This is a genomic window from Leptotrichia buccalis C-1013-b (genome assembly GCF_000023905.1).
Taxonomy (GTDB): Bacteria; Fusobacteriota; Fusobacteriia; order Fusobacteriales; family Leptotrichiaceae; genus Leptotrichia; species Leptotrichia buccalis.
On record NC_013192.1, the window covers coordinates 383,642 to 402,808 of the forward strand.

A 19,167-nucleotide genomic window follows, 5' to 3' on the forward strand; every position below is an offset into this window, starting at 1 on the left:
TATATATGAATGAATTATCTCATTTAGATGAACTGGAAGCGGAAGCGATATATATTATTCGGGAAGTTGCGGCTGAATGTGAGAATCCTGTCATGTTGTATTCAATTGGGAAGGATAGCTCGGTTATGCTGCATTTGGCGATGAAGGCATTTTATCCTGAAAAGCCACCTTTTCCATTTCTTCATGTGAATACTGGATGGAAATTTAAGGAAATGATAAATTTTCGTGACAGAAGAGCAAAGGAGCTTGGGATTGAAATGATTGAGTATATTAACCCTGAAGGAGTTGAGAAAAATATTAATCCGTTTGATCATGGAGCTTCATTTACAGATATTATGAAAACGCAGGCATTGAAGCAGGCGCTTAATAAATACGGATTTACTGCGGCATTTGGCGGCGGCAGAAGAGATGAAGAAAAAAGTCGTGCAAAAGAAAGAATTTTTTCATTCAGAAATGCAGCTCAAGCATGGGATCCTAAGAACCAGCGGCCAGAAATGTGGAAACTTTACAACACAGAAATTAGTAAAGGTGAAAGTATTAGGGTTTTCCCAATTTCCAACTGGACTGAAAAGGATATTTGGGAGTATATTCAAAGGGAAAATATACCGATTGTTTCACTTTATTCGGCGGCAGAACGTCCTGTTGTGGAAAGAGATGGAAATTTGATAATGGTTGATGATGAGAGAATGAGACTGGAAGAAGGCGAAGATCCTGAAATTAGAATGGTTCGTTTTAGAACTTTAGGAGATTATCCGTTATCAGGGGCTGTGGAGTCAAATGCTGTAACTTTGGAGGAAATAATAGATGAAACGCTAAGTTCGGTGGAATCTGAAAGAACAAGCAGGGTTATTGACAAGGACAGCGGAGCGGCAAGTATGGAAAAAAGAAAAAGAGAGGGGTATTTTTAATGGTAAGATTATTAAAATTTATAACTTGTGGAAGTGTGGATGACGGAAAATCGACATTAATTGGAAATATCCTTTACAATTCTAAGCTACTTTATGCGGATCAGGAAGAAGCGTTAATTTTAGACAGTAAAGTCGGTTCACGTGGAGGAGCAATCGATTATTCGCTGCTTTTGGACGGATTGATGGCTGAAAGGGAGCAAGGAATCACAATTGATGTGGCATATCGGTATTTTACGACAAATAAACGGAGCTTTATTGTGGCTGATACGCCAGGGCATGAGGAATATACACGGAATATGGCAGTTGGAGCTTCTTTTGCGGAAGTGGCAATTTTACTTTTAGATGTTACAAAAGGGGTACTTGTACAAACAAGAAGACATGCGAGAATATGCTCGATGGTTGGAATACGGCACTTTGTCTTTGCGGTAAATAAAATGGATTTAGCAAAATACAGCGAAGAGAAATTTAATAAAATTGTCAATGAAGTGAAAGAATTAGCGAAGGAACTGGAATTAGAAAATATAAAAATAATTCCCGTGAGTGCCACGGAAGGCGATAATGTTACAAAAAAATCTGAAAATATGGACTGGTATAAGGGCGAGAGCATTATAGAATATCTGGAAATAGTGGATGTGACAGAAAATAACGAAAATTCAGACTTTTATATCCCAATCCAGCGTGTATGCCGTCCAAATCACGAATTTAGAGGATTTCAGGGGCAAATTGAAAGTGGAATCATACGAACTGGAGAAGAAATCACTGTTTTGCCAAGTAATGAAACTGCGACTGTCAAAACGATTTTGAATGGAGATAAAAATGTAGAAGAGGCATTTTCTGGACAGGCTGTTACAATTCAGCTGGACAAGGAAGTGGATGTGAGCCGTGGTTCTGTTATCACGAAAAATAAAAATCTTCCAGTTGCAAAATCGGTTGAAGCTGTATTATTGTGGATGGATGATGACAAATTGACAGTTGGAAAGGAATATTTGGCAAAACTTGGAACAAAGAAACTTTCCGCAATATTAAAGGAAATTGTATATAAAATTGATGTGAATACAGGAGAAAAAATTGAAATACAAAGTATCACAAAAAATGAAATTGCTCTTTGTAAAATTGAATTTTCAGATAAAGTTATTGTTGATTTGTTCAAAAAAAATAAGGCTTTGGGAGAGTTGATACTAATTGACAGGCTTTCACATCAGACTGCCGCTGCAGGAGTAGTGAAAAATATTGATACAACTGGGGAAAAACCTTATTTTGAAAAGGATGACATAAAAATTGACGGATACATTTTTGAAGAACTATATTTCGATTTTGAAAATGCGAGAATGTCTAAAGAAGGGACAAAAGAAAGAACATACCATGTTGGCGACGAAGTGCCTCAAAAAGGAGATAGTTTTGAATATCCACAATATTTTGACGTTATATCACTTGAAAGTGAGGCGGCAGTTTTAGTGCGAGACTGTAAAATTTTTGATATTGTTAAATTGGAAGATTATCATTTTACAGGATTGCCAATATTAGACACAGCAGGATTTGGATTGCAGATTAAAACTAGGGAAGATATGAAAAATTATCTTTTAGATTACAATCAAAATGTAAATAAAGTGGAAATTCACAAAAAATGGGCAAAATTTGAAACTTACAGAAGAGTAGTAAGTGGGGATAATTTCTATATGATTTAATATTAATTAGATTATTGAATAGACATATTTCATAAAAAGGGGAACGTGAAGATGTTAAAGAAACTGAAAATACCAGTAATATTTGCTATAATTGTTATTTTTCTTTATTTTATCGGAATTATGCGGCAAAACAGCAAATCTGGAAAAAGTAGGAAAAAATTGGAAATTGTAAATGTTTCCTATGATCCTACTCGTGAACTGTATGAAAAGTATAACAAGTTGTTTATAGAATATTACAGGCAAAAATACGGACAGGATGTAAAAATTTCCCAATCGCATGGAGGCTCAGGCTCACAGGCACGTTCGGTAATTGAAGGGCTTGATGCGGATGTGGTAACTTTGGCACTGGAAAATGATGTGGCACTTCTTGAGAAGGTAGACTTACTTGAAAAAGGTTGGGTAAACAAATTTCCAGGAAGCTCTTCTCCGTATACCTCTACAATCGTTTTTCTTGTAAGAAAAGGAAATCCGAAAAATATTAAGGATTGGAACAGTTTGACAGAAAAAGGAATAAAAGTGATAACACCTGATCCGAAAAGCAGCGGTGGAGCTTGCTGGAATTTTTTGGCAGCGTGGTCATACGGACGTGAAAAATTTGGAAATGATGAGAATAAGATTCAAAATTTTGTGAAAAATATCTATGACAATGTGACAGTAATGGATTCGGGGGCAAGGGCAGCAACTACGACTTTTGTGGAAAATAATCAGGGAGATGTACTGATTGCGTGGGAAAATGAGGCGATTGCTACGATTAGGGAGTATCCTGAAAAATATGAGATTGTCTATCCGAGTGTGAGCATTTTGGCACAGCCTACAGTAGCGGTAGTTGACAAAGTTGCAAAAAGCAACGGGACTTATCAGATAAGTACAGAATACTTGAAATATCTGTATTCAGAAAAAGCGCAGGAAATAATCGCTGAAAGTGGCTACAGACCCTACAATCAGAAAATTCTAAAAAAATATGAAAATAAATTTGACTTGAAAATGAAACTGACAAAAATAGATGATTTTGGCGGTTGGAAAAAAGCCTATGAGAAATTTTTCAATGAAGGTGCATTATTTGATAAAATTTATGAAAATTAGAAGTATAAATTATTTCAAAATTAAATAGCAATAATATTTGTGCAGCAAAGGTTCATTGTCAAAAAGTCTTTTTATTTAATATAAGAGAATAGCAAAAAAATCTTTTAATTAGAGATATTGTTATGAAAGGAGTGAAAAAATGAAAATATTAGCATTAAAAAGAAAAGAGCAGTCTGTAATTCCAGGATTTGGACTTGCATTTGGAATATCATTGACAATGCTGTCAATTCTGATATTAATACCTTTAGCCTCGATATTAGTTTATTCCTTTAGGCTATCACCTCTTGAATTTTGGAAACTTGTAACAGAAAAGCCAGTTTTAAATGCATTTTTTACAAGCGTCCTCTGTTCATTTATCGCTGCCGCTGTAAACTGTGTTTTCGGAGTAATTTTAGCGTGGGTGCTTGTAAGATACGACTTTTTTGGAAAAAGATTTTTAGACGGAATGCTTGAATTGCCTTTTGCCTTGCCTACTGCAGTTGCAGGAATCACACTTTCAAAAATGTATTCTGATACTGGGATGGTTGGAAAATATTTTGCAAAAATTGGGATAAAAATTTCATATACTCACGTTGGGATAATAATTGCCTTAATTTTTGTAGGAATTCCTTTCGTGGTAAGAGCAGTTCAACCAATTCTGGAAAAGCTGGACAATCAGTACGAAGAAGCGGCATACATCTTAGGTGCAGACGGAAAGACAACTTTTTGGAAAGTAATTTTCCCCGAAATAAGACCTGCTTTATTAACAGGATTTGGACTTGCCTTTTCAAGAGGGCTTGGAGAATATGGAAGTGTAATTTATATTTCAGGAAACAGCCTAAAAGAGCATACACAAGTTGTTTCCTATGTAATTATGCAAAAATTAAATTATGTGGATTATCCTTCTGCCACTGTAATTGCTCTAGTTATGCTAATATTTTCATTCACACTTTTATTTTTAATAAATTTTGTTCAAATGAACCAGTTCAAGCGGACAAACAATGTTTAGGAAAGGGAAAAGAGTGATGGATAAAAAAAATAACATTATAAAGTATGTATTAATAGGAATAAGTATCCTATTTGTCGGTATTATGTTAGTATTGCCACTAATTGCAATTATTGTAAATTCGCTTCAAAAAGGCTGGGCATTTTACATAAGAAGCTTAACAGATAAATACGTCCTTTCAGCTTTGAAAATTACAGTAATTGCAACAATATCAGCATTAATTATAAATACTTTTTTTGGAATAGCAGCAGCATGGCTTCTCACAAAGTTTTCATTTCGCGGAAAACATATTTTGGCAACGCTAATAGACATCCCTTTCTCGATTTCTCCAGTAATAGCAGGTCTTGCCTTCATTATGACTTTTGGAAGAATGGGCTGGGCAGCACCTTATATTGAGCATCTAAATAAATTTTTTGTACTTGACATAAAAATAGTGTTTGCAATTCCAGGAGTAATTTTAGCTACTGTATTTGTAACTTTCCCTTTTATTTCAAGGGAAATAATTCCGATTCTGAATGCACAGGGAAAAGATGAGGAAGAAGCGGCCGCATTAATGGGAGCAGACGGATTCACGATTTTCAGAAAAATAACATTACCACAAATAAAATGGGGACTTCTTTACGGAATTATCCTTTGCACAGCAAGAGCGTTAGGAGAATTTGGAGCAGTAAATGCATTATCAAAAGCGAGAGGAAAAACATTCACTTTGCCACTAGAAATAGATGCTTTATACCTATCAGGCTCATCAGAGTCAATAGTATCAGCATTTGCAGTATCTTCACTTTTGGTAATAATTTCAATATTTATTCTGATTATAAAAAATATTATTGAACATAAATCTAAAAATAAATTTATTAAGTAATTTATTTTTATAATAGGGTTGCTTGATAGTTAATTCATAATCATTCAACTAAATTGTTTTTTATTATTTTCTGTATATTTTAGTTAATAAATATTTTATTATATTACTATGTTTTTCCTTTTTTATTTTCGTAGGATTGCTCATTGCCGCAAATCCTACAACCTATGGCTAGTCTACGACATTTTTCTGAACTGACAAAAAACTCGCAATGCTCAAACAGTTTTGCCAGCACAGAAAAATGCTCCGACGGATTAATTTATACTAGAATCTGTTTAAAAAGTGAAAATTATGTTTTAATTATTTTTTTTACGAAATTTTGCTTGATGATTTTAAGCAAATAATAGGCTGTGTCTGAAAACTTGAAATCTATGTTATTTTTAATGTTTTTTTTATTTTATAAATTATACAAATCACGATAAAATCAGTGTTTATTATTTTTGATTTTGGAAAAATTTGTTAAAAATTCATCATTTCGATAGTTTTCAGACACGCCCTAGTTTATAATTAAATTAAAAATGTCGTGATTTTTTTGGAATAAAAATGATTGTTTGAGCGAAGTTTTACGTAGCGAGTTTCATTTTTATTTCAAAAAAATGCTTAGACGAGCCGGGATTGCAAAGGGGATGGCGACTGTTCCCCTTTGCTTTATAAAAAAAAGAAAAAATATAAAAATTACAGAAAAAATCTTTATTAATAACAATTTTATAAAAATTAAAAATAATTATTTATATGTCTAAGAATAAAATTTATTGAGCTTATAAATAGTGTATTTACAAAAAATAAAAAATAATAGAAAGAAAAGTTAAAAAGTAATTGCAAATTTGGATTAGAAAATATATAATTATAATATATGTAATTGAAATTTTATAATTTAAGAAAAAAGTTATAAAATTTCTAATTTTTGGAGGGAAAAATGACAAAAAATATGAAAACAATGGATGGTAACCAAGCTGCAGCTCATATAGCGTACGCATTTACGGAAGTTGCCGGAATTTATCCGATTACTCCGTCGTCAACTATGTCAGAGCTTGTAGATCAATGGGCATCATACGGAAAGGAAAATTTATTTGGAATGCCGGTAAAGGTTGTGGAAATGCAATCAGAAGCTGGAGCTGCAGGGATTGTACACGGATCGCTTCAGACAGGGGCTTTGACTACGACGTTTACTGCTTCTCAAGGATTGCTGTTAAAAATACCTAATATGTATAAAATATCTGGGGAATTGCTGCCAGGGGTAATGCATGTTGCGGCAAGGGCAATTTCTACACAAGCGTTATCAATATTTGGAGATCATCAGGATATTTATGCGGCTAGAATGACAGGATGGGCTATGCTTTCGACAAGTTCGGTTCAGGAAGTTATGGATCTGGCTGGAATTGCACATTTGACGGCAATCAAGTCGAGAGTACCTGTTATGCACTTTTTTGATGGATTTAGGACTTCGCATGAGATAAATAAGATAGAAGTTATGGATTATGAATTTTTGGAGAGTTTGCTTGATAAAAAAGCTGTGCAGGAATTTAGAGAAAGAGCCTTAAATCCAGAAAATCCTGTAACAAGAGGAACAGCTCAAAATGATGATATTTATTTTCAGGCAAGAGAAGCCCAAAATAAATTTTATGAAGCTGTACCTGATATTGTAAATGATTATATGAAAAAAATTAGTGAAAAGACTGGACGGAATTATGCACCTTTTGTTTATTATGGCTCAGAGACGGCTGAAAGAGTTATTATTGCAATGGGTTCTGTAAATGAAACAATCAAGGAGGTTGTGGATTATCTTAATAAAAATGGCGAAAATGTGGGAGCATTGAATGTTCATTTATATCGTCCATTTTCTAGCAAGTATTTTTTTGATGCAATGCCGAAAAGCGTGAAAAAAATCGCTGTACTTGACAGGACAAAGGAGCCTGGAGCATTGGGAGAGCCATTATATATGGATGTAAAGGCACTTTACTATGGACGCGAAAATGCACCTGAAATTGTGGGTGGAAGATATGGACTGTCGTCAAAGGATACAACACCAGAACAAATTGTGGCAGTATTCAAAAATCTTGCACAAAAGGAACCTAAAAACAACTTTACAATCGGAATTATTGACGATGTTACATTTACATCCCTGGCACTGGAAGATGAGGTGTTTACTGGAAATGAGGATGTGAAAGGTTGTCTATTCTTTGGGCTAGGTTCAGATGGAACGGTTGGAGCAAATAAAAATTCAATAAAAATTATTGGAGATAAGACAGACTTGTATGCACAAGGTTATTTCGCATACGATTCTAAAAAATCAGGTGGGGTAACACGTTCGCATTTGAGATTTAGCAAAAAACCGATACGTTCGACTTATCTAGTAAAAAAACCTAATTTTGTTGCTTGTTCAGTGCCTGCGTATCTGGGAAAGTACGATATGATTTCAGGACTGCGGGAAGGTGGAATATTTTTATTAAATACAATTTGGGATAAGGAAAAACTGTTAAAATATGTTCCAAATGAAATAAAAAGAGAACTTGCACGTAAAAAGGCTAAATTTTACTTGATAAATGCAACAGAAATCGCAAAGGAAATTGGACTTGGAAATAGGACAAACACGATTATGCAGTCGGCATTTTTCTATCTTTCGGAAGTAATTCCTCACGATGAGGCAAAAGAATATATGAAAGAATACGCTGAAAAAAGCTACGGAAGAAAAGGACAGGATATTGTTCAGAAAAACTGGGATGCTATTGACAGAGGAATTGATGGCTTGGAAGAAGTTGAAGTATTGCCAGAATGGGCAGACCTTGAAGTTAACGAGCAAATTATTGAAGCTGCAAAACCTGAATTTATCAAAAAGATTGCAGATCCGATTAATCTTATGAAAGGTAATGAATTGCCAGTTTCTTCGATTATAGAAAACGGAATGGTGGATGGAAGCTTCCAGCATGGAACAGCACATTATGAGAAAAGAGGAATAGCGGATGAAGTGCCAGAATGGCAGCCTGATATGTGTATTCAGTGTAACCAATGTGCTTATGTATGTCCACACGCTGTAATTCGTCCTTTCTTGATTGACGAGGAAGAAATGGCAAAAGCTCCAGAAGGAATGCCGACAATAAAGGCACTAGGACGTGGAATGAACGACTTGAACTATAAAATTCAAGTATCACCACTGGACTGTACAGGATGTAGTGCTTGTGTAGATGTGTGTCCTGCTCCTCGTGGAAAAGCCATTGTTATGAAACCAATTCAATCTCAAATTGAAAGAAATGAAGTTGAATATACAGATTACTTATTTAACAATGTTTCATACAAGGACAAAATTTTAGGAAAAAATACTGTAAAAGGTTCACAATTCGCAAAACCGCTGTTTGAATTTTCTGGAGCGTGTGCAGGTTGTGGAGAAACGCCTTATATTAAATTGGTAACACAGTTGTTTGGAGAACGTATGATTGTGGCAAATGCGACAGGATGTTCTTCAATTTATGGAGCGTCTGCACCGTCAACACCTTATACAACTGCTGAAAGCGGCTGCGGACCTGCATGGGCTTCTTCATTATTTGAAGATAACGCTGAATATGGGTATGGAATGTTTCAGGCTGTAAATACAATTCGGCTTAGAATTTTAAAAAGAATGGAAGAAATAAAAGCAGATGTTTCAAATGAACTAGCTGATTTATTTACCATTTTTGCTGAAAATTTTCATGATGGAGATAAAACTACTGAAATTCGAGATGAACTGGTAATCTTATTAGAAAAGGAAAATAACGAAAATCCGAATGAAAAAGTAAAAAGCAATACTCAAGAAATACTGGAGCTAAAACAATACTTAATAAAAAAATCAATGTGGATGTTTGGAGGAGATGGATGGGCTTACGATATCGGATTTGGAGGTCTTGATCACGTCCTGGCTTCCGGAGATGATGTAAATGTTCTTGTACTTGATACCGAAGTTTATTCAAATACAGGAGGACAGTCTTCAAAATCTTCGAGAGCAGGAGCAGTTGCAAAATTCGCAGCATCGGGAAAACCAGTCAAGAAAAAAGATTTGGCTGCAATACTGATGACCTATGGAAATATTTATGTTGCCAAAGTATCGATGGGTGCAAATCAAAATCAGACACTAAAAGCAGTAAGAGAAGCAGAGGCTTATCCAGGACCATCAATAATAATCGCTTATTCACCTTGTATAGAACACGGAATAAAAGCTGGTATGGGTAAATTCCAGACAGAAGAAAAATTGGCAACAGAAGTAGGATACTGGCCAATTTTCAGATATGATCCAAGACTCGCTGAAAAAGGGAAAAATCCATTACAGCTGGACACAAGAAATCCAGCTTGGGATAAATACGAAGACTTCCTGCTAGGAGAACGAAGATATGCAACCCTAGCCGCAGAGTTCCCTGAAAAAGCAAAAGAATTACTGGAAGCAAACCTAAAGAATGCCAAAGACAACTGGAATTACTACAAACGAATGGCAGCAATGGATTATTCAACAGAAGAATAAAATTAAATTAAAATAAAATTTATTTTTTTATAAAAAGAAATTCCCCTTTATTTTAGGGGTTTTTCTTATTTTTTAGAAAAAAATTAGAATAGCTGGCATTTATTTTGATAAAAAAATGTGGTAAAATTATTAAGTATAAAAATAAAAGGGGAAAATATAAAAGAGGAGATAAAATATGAGAAATACGAAATGGGCTGCAAAAACTATTCCTAATCCACGACAGGAGAGGGAATACATTGAAAGAGATAATAAGCAGAAAGATGATGAAAAAACAAAAAAAATGAAAAAAAGTAAGACTGAAAAACAGAATTTTGAAAATACGAATTTAAGTTCGGTAATTGATAATGATATTTTGAAAATACTTTATTCGCGGGGGATAACGACAGAGAAGGAAATAAGGGAGTTTTTGAATCCAAAACTTGGAAACATTCAGAATCCTTATGGACTGCAGGATATGGAAAAGACAGTTTTGGAAATTGAAAAGGCGATAAAGGAACAGAAAAATATTTGGATATATGGAGATTATGATGTGGATGGAATTACTTCGACATCTATTTTGTATATGGCGTTAAAGGAGCTTGGGGCGGAAAATGTGAACTATTATATTCCAATTCGGGATGAAGGGTATGGATTGAATAATGAAGCATTGAAAAAAATAAAAAAATCTGGGGCAGATTTGGTAATTACAGTGGATTGTGGAATTACAGCATTTCCTGAAGTAGAATTTGCAAATTCTATAAACTTGCCGATAATTATTACAGATCATCACAATTTGCATGGGGATAAAGTTCCGGATGCTATCACCGTTGTGAATCCAAAACGTCCTGAAAACGACTTCTCCTTTGAATTTCTAGCGGGAGTTGGGACTATTTTTATGGTAATTCTTTGTCTTTATGAAAGAATTGGGAAAAAGGCAAAAGCATATAAATATCTAGATTTAGTAGCAATTGGTACAGTTGCGGATATTGTGCCGCTGATGGAAGAAAACAGGATTTTGACAAAATTTGGGCTGGAGCAGCTTAGCCGTTCTAAAAATAAGGGGCTTAGATTTTTGCTGTATAAATTGTTTAGTATACAAAATTCAGATTTTAATGAGAAAACCGAGTATAATTCGTATGATGTGGGCTTTATTATAGCACCTGTCTTTAATGCGGCTGGAAGGCTTAAAGATGCAAAAATGGTGGTAAAATTACTAATTTCGGATAATGATAGAGAAATTGAGATAATCGTAAAGGAATTGATTAATAAGAATTTTGAGCGGAAAGAATTGCAGAATGAAATTGTGGAAAAAGTGGAAAAACATATTGAAGAAAGCGATTTGAAGGAAGATTATGTGATTGTAGACTATTCGCCTGAATATCATCATGGTGTAATTGGTATAGCGGCTTCCAAAATTGTGGATAAATATTATAAGCCGGCTATTATTATTGAAGTGAAGGAAGATGAAGGAATAGCAGTTGGATCGTGCCGAAGTATTGGGAATTTTAATATTTTGGAGGCGTTGCAGTCAATGCCTGAGCTTTTTGTAAAGTTTGGGGGGCATTCTGGAGCGGCTGGATTTACGATTGGAATAAAAAATTTGGAATTATTTAAGAAAAAAATAAATAAATTTGCAAAAACAAAACTGAAAGAAGAGGATTTTGTAAAAATAATAGAAATTGATAAGCAAATCCCAATTCAAAAGATTTCGTACGAATTTTTCCAAATAATAGAACTTTTAAAGCCGTTTGGCTTTGGAAATCCAATGCCGACTTTCAGGACAAATAACGTACTTTTTGAAAATATAAAGTTCATTGGAGAAAATAAAAATCATATAATGTTTGACATAAAGCAAAAGGGATTTTTTAATAGAAATGCTGTCTGGTTTAATTCTGGCGAGTATTTTAAGGAACTGAACGAGAATTTATTTTACGATATTGTTTACAAATTGAAGACGGAAATGTTTCAGGACAGGTATTATACGAAGGTGTACATTGAAGATGTAAAAGTTTCCAAATTGAAAGACGATACTTTATTGTATTATCATTCGCTTTTTAATACATCTTTTCCAATAAAATCAGTATTCTACACAAATATTGAGCTGGAAAGTGAGAAAAAAATAACAATGAAAATAGAATTTGACCAGATTTCACTTTTTCAAGGAAGAAAATTTATCGGAAGGCTTGATTATGGCATTTCTAACTTGTTAATTTTATTAAATCAATATTATAACTGGAATTTTACCGTGAAAATTGAGAATGTGAAACAGACTTCAAGCCACAATATTGTGAATATTTTAATAAAAAAAGATTATAACTTCAAATGTTACGACCATTTACAAGCTGGAATTTTTAAGAAAATAAAAGAATTTCTTATTGGAAAAATGGAATATAATTCTCAAACTAAAAATTTATTGGCACAGTTTTTTAAGCAAAATAAAAATTTGATTATAAAAAATATTTTTGGTGAAAATGAAAAATATAAATATAAAATATCAAATTTTGAAAACTTTTTACTGACGGTTGGAATTTATTATAAAAAAATAACAGGTAAAAAAAGCCAGATTGTAATAAATTCAGAAAAAGAGCCGACTTTTAACAATTTTATAAAAACGTATTTTGACATAAATGAAAAATATTCAGAAAATGACTATCCATTTACATTATTTTATAACTATGAAAATTTAGAAGAAATGGAAAAGATTGTAAAAGATGATTTTTCAGTTAAAAATGAAATAATTTATGATGCGGAAAATAAGAATATTGCTGAAATTGAAGTTAATGAAGAAATAAAACAGATAGAATACAGAAAAGTAGAAAAAATTGAATATAAAAATCGCGAAAATACAGAAAAGAACGTGAAAAAACAAGAAAAAAATATTCAAAATTCAAATGAAAGTGAAAAAAAGCAAAATTTGGAATTTGAAAAAAGATTTTGCATAATAGTAAATTCTGAAGATTTGATGATAAAAACAGAAAATTTGGCTGAAAGTAATATTGCAGAAATAAATACTCAAATTGAAGTGCCTAAAAATGTAGTATTTTTAGAAAATTCTACGAAAAAGGAAAGAAAAAAGGCAAAAAATATTTTTTTGGAATATTTACCGATTGAAGAAAAAATTAAATTGAAAAAGCTATTAGAAGATGGAGAAAAAATTTATTCAGATTATTCAATTAATGAGATTTTGTAAAAAATAGGAGGAGATATGGAAAAATTAAAAAAGGCTATTCTAGTTTACAATCCAAAATCTGGAAATGCCAATACAATTTTAAGCAATTTTGACTTAATTACGAGAAAATTGCTGCAAAAAGGGATTACTTTGACACTTTACAGCATAAGTTGGGACTATGACTTGTTTACAGAAATTTTGCAAAATGAAAAATATGACATTTTAATTTTATCTGGTGGAGACGGAACTTTGAGCCGTTGCTTGAGCGAACTTTATTCTAAAAACATTGAATTTCCTGAAGTTGCAATATTTCCGACAGGAACTTCAAATGATTTTGCAAAAGCATTAAATATCGGAGAAAACATTGAAAACTGGATAGAAAAAATTACAGAAAAAACTGCTAAATATGTTGATTTTGGGCTAATTAATAACAAAACTGTATTTTTGTCTTCATATGCTGGCGGACTCTTTACACAAATTTCCTATAATACTGATAAAACTTTGAAAAAAACATTTGGAAAAGTGGCTTATTATATAAATGGAGTTGGGGAACTTACGAATATAAAGGCTTTTGATTTGAATATTGTTTTGGATGGAAATGAGAAAGTTAAGGAAAAAGCAATTCTTTTTGTTATTCTAAATGGGAAAGGTGTTGCAGGGTTTGATAATGTGATTGACGATGCGAGCATGAATGACGGGCTTATGGATATTTTAATTATAAAAAATATTGACAATTTATTAGATGTTCCCAAAATTTTGATGGATTTGATGAATAATAATTTGACGGATAATGATTATACAAGAACTTTACGTGCGAAAAAATGTAAAATAGAAAAAGTCAAAGAAGATATTAATTTGAGCATTGATGGCGAAGAAGGGGAAAATATGGATGTGGAGATTGAGTTTATTGAGAAAAAATTAAAAGTTTTTCATTAAAAATAGAATGATAAGGTCAAAATATTTTAAAAATTTAATTATAAAAAAGAGGAAATCAATTACAATATAATATGAAATTTATTAGAAATTGGTTTCCTTTATGACTAGAGTGTCAGATTTTTTCTATTTTTTAAAAACTTTTTTGTTTTTTAATAGGCTGTCTTATTATTGTCTTTAATTTATTTGTATCTGTCTTTCTTGGATCGCTTAAATAAATTTCATGATGGTATCTTTTGCCAGCTAAATCAAGATTATAACCATTTTTTTGTAAAAAGTCATTCATTTTTTGAATAGTTTTAGGCTCATTATCATAAGAGCCAATGTGCATGCACTGTACACAAAATCCTTCAGCATAACTAAAAAATTCAACTTTTGAAAAATCTTTTTTCTTTTTTTCAGTTGCTCTATTTATTGCCCATTGAACATCATTCCTTTTTACAAAATCAGGCACTCTAATTAATGAAATCCAGTTAAATAATTCCTTATTTAATAAATAATTTTCACTTTTTTCATTTTCTTGCCACCAAAGACCTTCCAATGGCGGAATAACGTATTCAAAAAAGTCTTTGATTTGATATTCTGTCTTATAGCTCATTTTAAGGGTGTAAGCAACTCCGTATAACATTTCAACTGCTTTTTGATATTCTCCCCCTTTTTCATTTGGATTTCCTTTTCCTCGTACTGCGATAAAATTTATTTTTGGAATTTCTATAATTTCAGGATTTTGTGAAGGTCTATAAAATTTTTTAAATTCCTTTTTAAAGTCAAATGCCATAGTATCATCTCCTACTTATTATTTTATACTGAATTTTCATTTTTTATATGTTCAGTTAATTTAATTATATCAAATATAATATGACGACTATATGTCATATTAAAAAAATAAATTAAAAAAAATTTGTTAAAGATTATCATTTTGACAGTTTTTAGATATATCTTGATTATAGAATCAGCAGATTTTAAATATGAATTAAAAATTTAGTTTTGAAATAAAAAAAATATATTAGAATTTTAATAAACTTTTTATAAAAACGTTTTGAATTTTTTGGAAAAATATGGTATAAATATAGTATATAAAAAAAATTTTAGAAATAGAAAGTATGGAGGAAAAATTATGAATGGTTATTTGAGTCTTGTTTTACACGCACATCTGCCGTATGTAAGACATCCGGAATATAAAGAATTTTTGGAAGAAGATTGGCTGTATGAGGCAATTACGGAAACTTATATTCCTCTATTGGAAATGTTTGAAAACTTAACAAGAGACAACATACCTTGGAATATGACAATTACAATGTCTGGGACACTTGTAAATATGATGAATGATGGATTACTACGTGAAAGATACGTTCGTCACATAAATAAATTAATTGAATTTTGTGAAAATGAAGTAGAAAGACTTAGTCCATATCCTGATATGCTAAATGTTGCAAGACATAACTTGTGGTTTAATACAAGAGCTAAACGAGTATTTGAAGAAAAATATGGAAGAGATTTAGTAGGAGCATTCAGAAAATTTCAGGATCAGGGAAATCTGGAAATTATTCCAGTTACAGCAACACACGGATTTTTACCAGTAATGAAAGATTATCCAGAAGCAGTAAATGCTCAAGTATTTATGGCAAAAAAAGATTACATCAAAAATTTTGGAAGAGAACCAAAAGGAATCTGGCTAGCTGAATGTGCTTATTATCCAGGGCAAGATAAATTCCTAGAAAAACATGGAATAAGATATTTCTTAGTTGATGCACACGGAATTATGCATAGTGATCCAAGACCAGTTTATGGTATTTATTCTCCAGTTTATACAAAAAATTATGTAGCAGCGTTTGCCAGAGATTTGGAATCATCTGAACAAGTTTGGAGTTCTGAATCAGGATACCCTGGAGATGGACTTTATAGAGAATTCCATAAAGATGCTGGATATGAGCTGGATTATGAACTTGTAAAGCCATATTTACATAGTGATGGAGTAAGAAGAAACATAGGAGTAAAATATCACGCGATTACAGACAAAAAAGGAACTTACAAAGCAGTTTACAATCCTGAAGCGGCAGCAGCAAGAGCAAAAGAACATGCCTACAACTTCGTCTTTAATCGTTCAAAACAAATTGAATATCTAGCTTCAAAAATGAAATATAGAAAACCAATCGTAGTATCACCATATGATGCAGAATTATATGGACACTGGTGGTATGAAGGACCTATATTCCTAGAGTGGGTATTCAGAGCAACGGCAGAATCTGATTTTTCTACAATAACACCATACAAATACTTAGAACAATACCCTACAAACCAAATAGTTGATGTAAGCATGTCAAGCTGGGGAGCAAATGGTTATTACGACGTTTGGATTGACGGTTCAAATGACTATGCATACAGACATTTACACAAAGCTGCACAAAAAATGATAGAATTGGCAAACGGAAGAGAACCATATAATGAATTAGAATATAGAGCGTTAAATCAAGCAGCAAGAGAGTTATTAATGGCACAGACATCTTGCTGGGAATTTATAATGTTCACGGGAACAATGGTTGGATATGCTCATAAGAAAATAAGTGACCACGTTCACAGATTATTCAAGATTTATGAAGATTTCAAAAATGGAAGAATAGACGAAGGATGGCTTAATGAAATAGAAAGCAGAGATAATATTTTCCCTGAAATTGAATATAGAATGTACAGAACTGACTGGTTATAATATTGAATATAATCAAATATTTGAAAAATATGAGTTAATATGAATTTTTTGAACCATTACAAAATATAGAAAGTGAAAGAATCTCTTAAAATATGATGTGTAAAAGACATTAAAGAGATTCTTTTTAATTTTTTGAAAATTATAGCATATAATGATATTATACAAAAAAGCAAGAGCTGTTAGTAAATAAAAAAGAAATGGAGATTTATTTAAGAATGAAGAAAAAAATTATACTTCTGGCACTAATAACCTCATCAATTCTTAATGCCGCAAAACTTATATACACAAATTCAAATACTCCTATATATGAAGGAACAGTAAAATATGCAAAGCGTACTCAAGAATCTTATAGAGTTAGAAACTATTTTTATGATTCTATTATAGGAACAGCTGAAAATGAGATATGGAAAAAACTTATGGGAACTTCAAGAGATACATTTAATATACTTCTTGTTAAAGATTCAAATTATAAGGATAAATTCAGTGCAGACGGTTATCATATGTTAGGCATGTTAAGAGCTTTTGAATTTGGGGCAGGCAAAGGATATGCTGTAAAAAACTCACATAATGTATTTATTACGAGTAAAATAGCTCCTCAACAAATTCAAAGTGGACTAGTTACTATTTCTACGATGGCTCCCTCAGGGTCTCGTTCAAATTGGACAAAAGATTCAATTTACTTTGGAGATGTCATAAATGAACTTGCAGGTTCTTATCATATAACTCCCAGATTTCTCGGAATTACTTCTGACAATTCAAATCTCTACGTAGAAGCTCTTCCGAATGACAATACTGTAAATAAGGAAAAGAGACTTAAAGGTGATGATGTAGAGGCAGTTACTCCTTCACAGGAAACTTTTTCATTTCCAATGTTTGGAACAGAAGTTCAGAAAATGTTTCGTTCTGACAGAATAAGAGTTAAAGATTTTTCTTGTGGATTAATTAAAAATCCTAAACAATCTTTTGGAAATATAAGAGGAATTGACGGAGGCTATGAAAAGAATACAAAAGAACCATGTACAGTTAATGATAACAGGGGAGCGGGCAAATATCCTTCTTATGCTCTTTATGCACGTGCGGAAACAATTATTGCTGATGGTCAGGTGAATGATGGAGAACGTTTTTCTTCAGGAGCTTCGTATGCTGCTCCAAGAGTATCAGGAGTAATTTCTGTAATACTTGATAAATTTAAAGGGCTTTCATATTCTCAGGCTAAAAATATTCTTCTTACTACAGCAAAACGTGATTATGATATGCTTGATACATATATAGGCTGGGGAATTGTAGATAAAAATAAAGCTCTTAATGGACCAGCAGCACTTAATGCAGGACTTATTGAAGAACAGAAGTTTTTTACAGGAATGTACGATAAAATTTTTGATGGTTCTGACAATATTTATTTTTGGGCAGATGTGCAGAATGAATGGAAATGGACCAATGATATTCAGGGAAATCTTAAATACACTCCATCGGGAGAAACTATTCTTAATACAGTAATAAATACTACTGATGAAGATGGAGATGCCTCAAATGTTCTAGTGGCATTTGCAACTGTTAGAAATGTAAATTTTAAGAATATTATTCCAAGTGAGTATAATTATTATGAAAGCACTTCAAAATATAAACCAGGATTACGTAAGGCGGGAAAAGGGACGCTTATAACAACAGGAAATCTTAATTATCCTGGACGGACTGAGATTCTTGAAGGAAAAATGATTATGAAAGGTTCAGTTCCTAAAAGTGAAATTTATGTGTATGAAGGGGCGACACTTGAAATTTCTGGAGAAAATTATTATCAGATTAATCTTGTTGGCGGAAATCTTACGATAAATGGAAATCCTAATATTCAGACTCTTTTTATTGAAAATGATAATTGGTCAATTAATGGAAAAGGGGATCTTACAATTGGAAAAGTCATTGCTAATGAAAAAGTTCAAAAAGATTTTAAAAATTCTTCAGTTAAGGTTGAAGAATATTCAAATAAGAATTCTAAATATGTTGAAAAAGATATTATTGTAAATCCAAAAAAGTATCAGGATATTCCAAGAGAATATTTCTTTTCAGACTTTAAATCAGAAATAAAAAATTTTTCGACTAGAAATTCTCAAAAAGTATACAATGAAATGGTTAAAAGATATACAAAAATGGAAAATGCCCCAGAGAAAGTGAAAGAAATTATTCCTGGATATAAAAATGGAAAGTTCCTTATGGACACAAGCCCTTATTCAGACCCTACAAGACCTGAAGAATTTACAACTTACCCTAATCCAGTATTTTCAAATGATACTTCACTTTCAATAAAAAAGAAAGATTTTGAGATAACAAATTTTAAAAATATAATAAAAAATAAATAAAAATATGTAAAGGAAAGAG

General features: G+C 32.2%; 11 protein-coding genes. 10 read left to right on the plus strand and 1 reads right to left on the minus strand.

All coding sequences use genetic code 11. The features are described from left to right. Positions 1-5 precede the first annotated feature (5 nt). From cysD to LEBU_RS01945, 8 genes are all read left to right on the plus strand, one after another. On the plus strand, positions 6-908 hold the full coding sequence (gene cysD / locus LEBU_RS01910; protein WP_012806477.1) for a sulfate adenylyltransferase subunit CysD: 903 nt from the start codon (positions 6-8) through the stop codon (positions 906-908). Continuing rightward, positions 908-2,593 (plus strand): sulfate adenylyltransferase subunit 1, encoded by a 1,686-nt coding sequence (locus tag LEBU_RS01915; RefSeq protein ID WP_012806478.1) that lies wholly within the window; start codon positions 908-910, stop codon positions 2,591-2,593. Before cysD ends, LEBU_RS01915 begins: the two co-directional genes overlap by 1 nt. A gap of 51 nt (positions 2,594-2,644) precedes the next feature. Then, on the plus strand, positions 2,645-3,676 hold the full coding sequence (locus LEBU_RS01920) for a sulfate ABC transporter substrate-binding protein (protein WP_012806479.1): 1,032 nt from the start codon (positions 2,645-2,647) through the stop codon (positions 3,674-3,676). A gap of 139 nt (positions 3,677-3,815) precedes the next feature. Beyond that, positions 3,816-4,664 (plus strand): sulfate ABC transporter permease subunit CysT, encoded by an 849-nt coding sequence (cysT, locus tag LEBU_RS01925; protein ID WP_012806480.1) that lies wholly within the window; start codon positions 3,816-3,818, stop codon positions 4,662-4,664. Between the two features lie 16 nt (positions 4,665-4,680). Then, complete coding sequence (locus LEBU_RS01930) at positions 4,681-5,523, plus strand: sulfate ABC transporter permease (protein WP_238974500.1); 843 nt, start codon at positions 4,681-4,683, stop codon at positions 5,521-5,523. 913 nt (positions 5,524-6,436) lie between these two features. Beyond that, complete coding sequence (nifJ, locus tag LEBU_RS01935) at positions 6,437-10,006, plus strand: pyruvate:ferredoxin (flavodoxin) oxidoreductase (protein WP_012806482.1); 3,570 nt, start codon at positions 6,437-6,439, stop codon at positions 10,004-10,006. 175 nt (positions 10,007-10,181) lie between these two features. Next, positions 10,182-13,175, plus strand: a complete 2,994-nt coding sequence (gene recJ, locus LEBU_RS01940; protein WP_012806483.1) for a single-stranded-DNA-specific exonuclease RecJ — start codon at positions 10,182-10,184, stop codon at positions 13,173-13,175. 15 nt (positions 13,176-13,190) lie between these two features. Beyond that, the gene (locus LEBU_RS01945; RefSeq protein WP_012806484.1) at positions 13,191-14,090 is read left to right on the plus strand and encodes a diacylglycerol/lipid kinase family protein; all 900 of its coding nucleotides are present in this window, start codon (positions 13,191-13,193) and stop codon (positions 14,088-14,090) included. Positions 14,091-14,220: 130 nt separating this feature from the next. On the opposite strand, the gene LEBU_RS01950 is transcribed toward LEBU_RS01945, so the two are convergent. Then, the gene (locus LEBU_RS01950) at positions 14,221-14,865 is read right to left on the minus strand and encodes a GyrI-like domain-containing protein (RefSeq protein ID WP_012806485.1); all 645 of its coding nucleotides are present in this window, start codon (positions 14,863-14,865) and stop codon (positions 14,221-14,223) included. A 339-nt stretch (positions 14,866-15,204) separates the two neighbouring features. On the opposite strand from LEBU_RS01950, the gene LEBU_RS01955 reads away from it, so the two are divergent. Continuing rightward, complete coding sequence (locus tag LEBU_RS01955) at positions 15,205-16,794, plus strand: glycoside hydrolase family 57 protein (protein WP_012806486.1); 1,590 nt, start codon at positions 15,205-15,207, stop codon at positions 16,792-16,794. A 215-nt stretch (positions 16,795-17,009) separates the two neighbouring features. Beyond that, positions 17,010-19,148, plus strand: a complete 2,139-nt coding sequence (locus tag LEBU_RS01960) for a S8 family serine peptidase (protein WP_012806487.1) — start codon at positions 17,010-17,012, stop codon at positions 19,146-19,148. Positions 19,149-19,167: the final 19 nt, after the last annotated feature.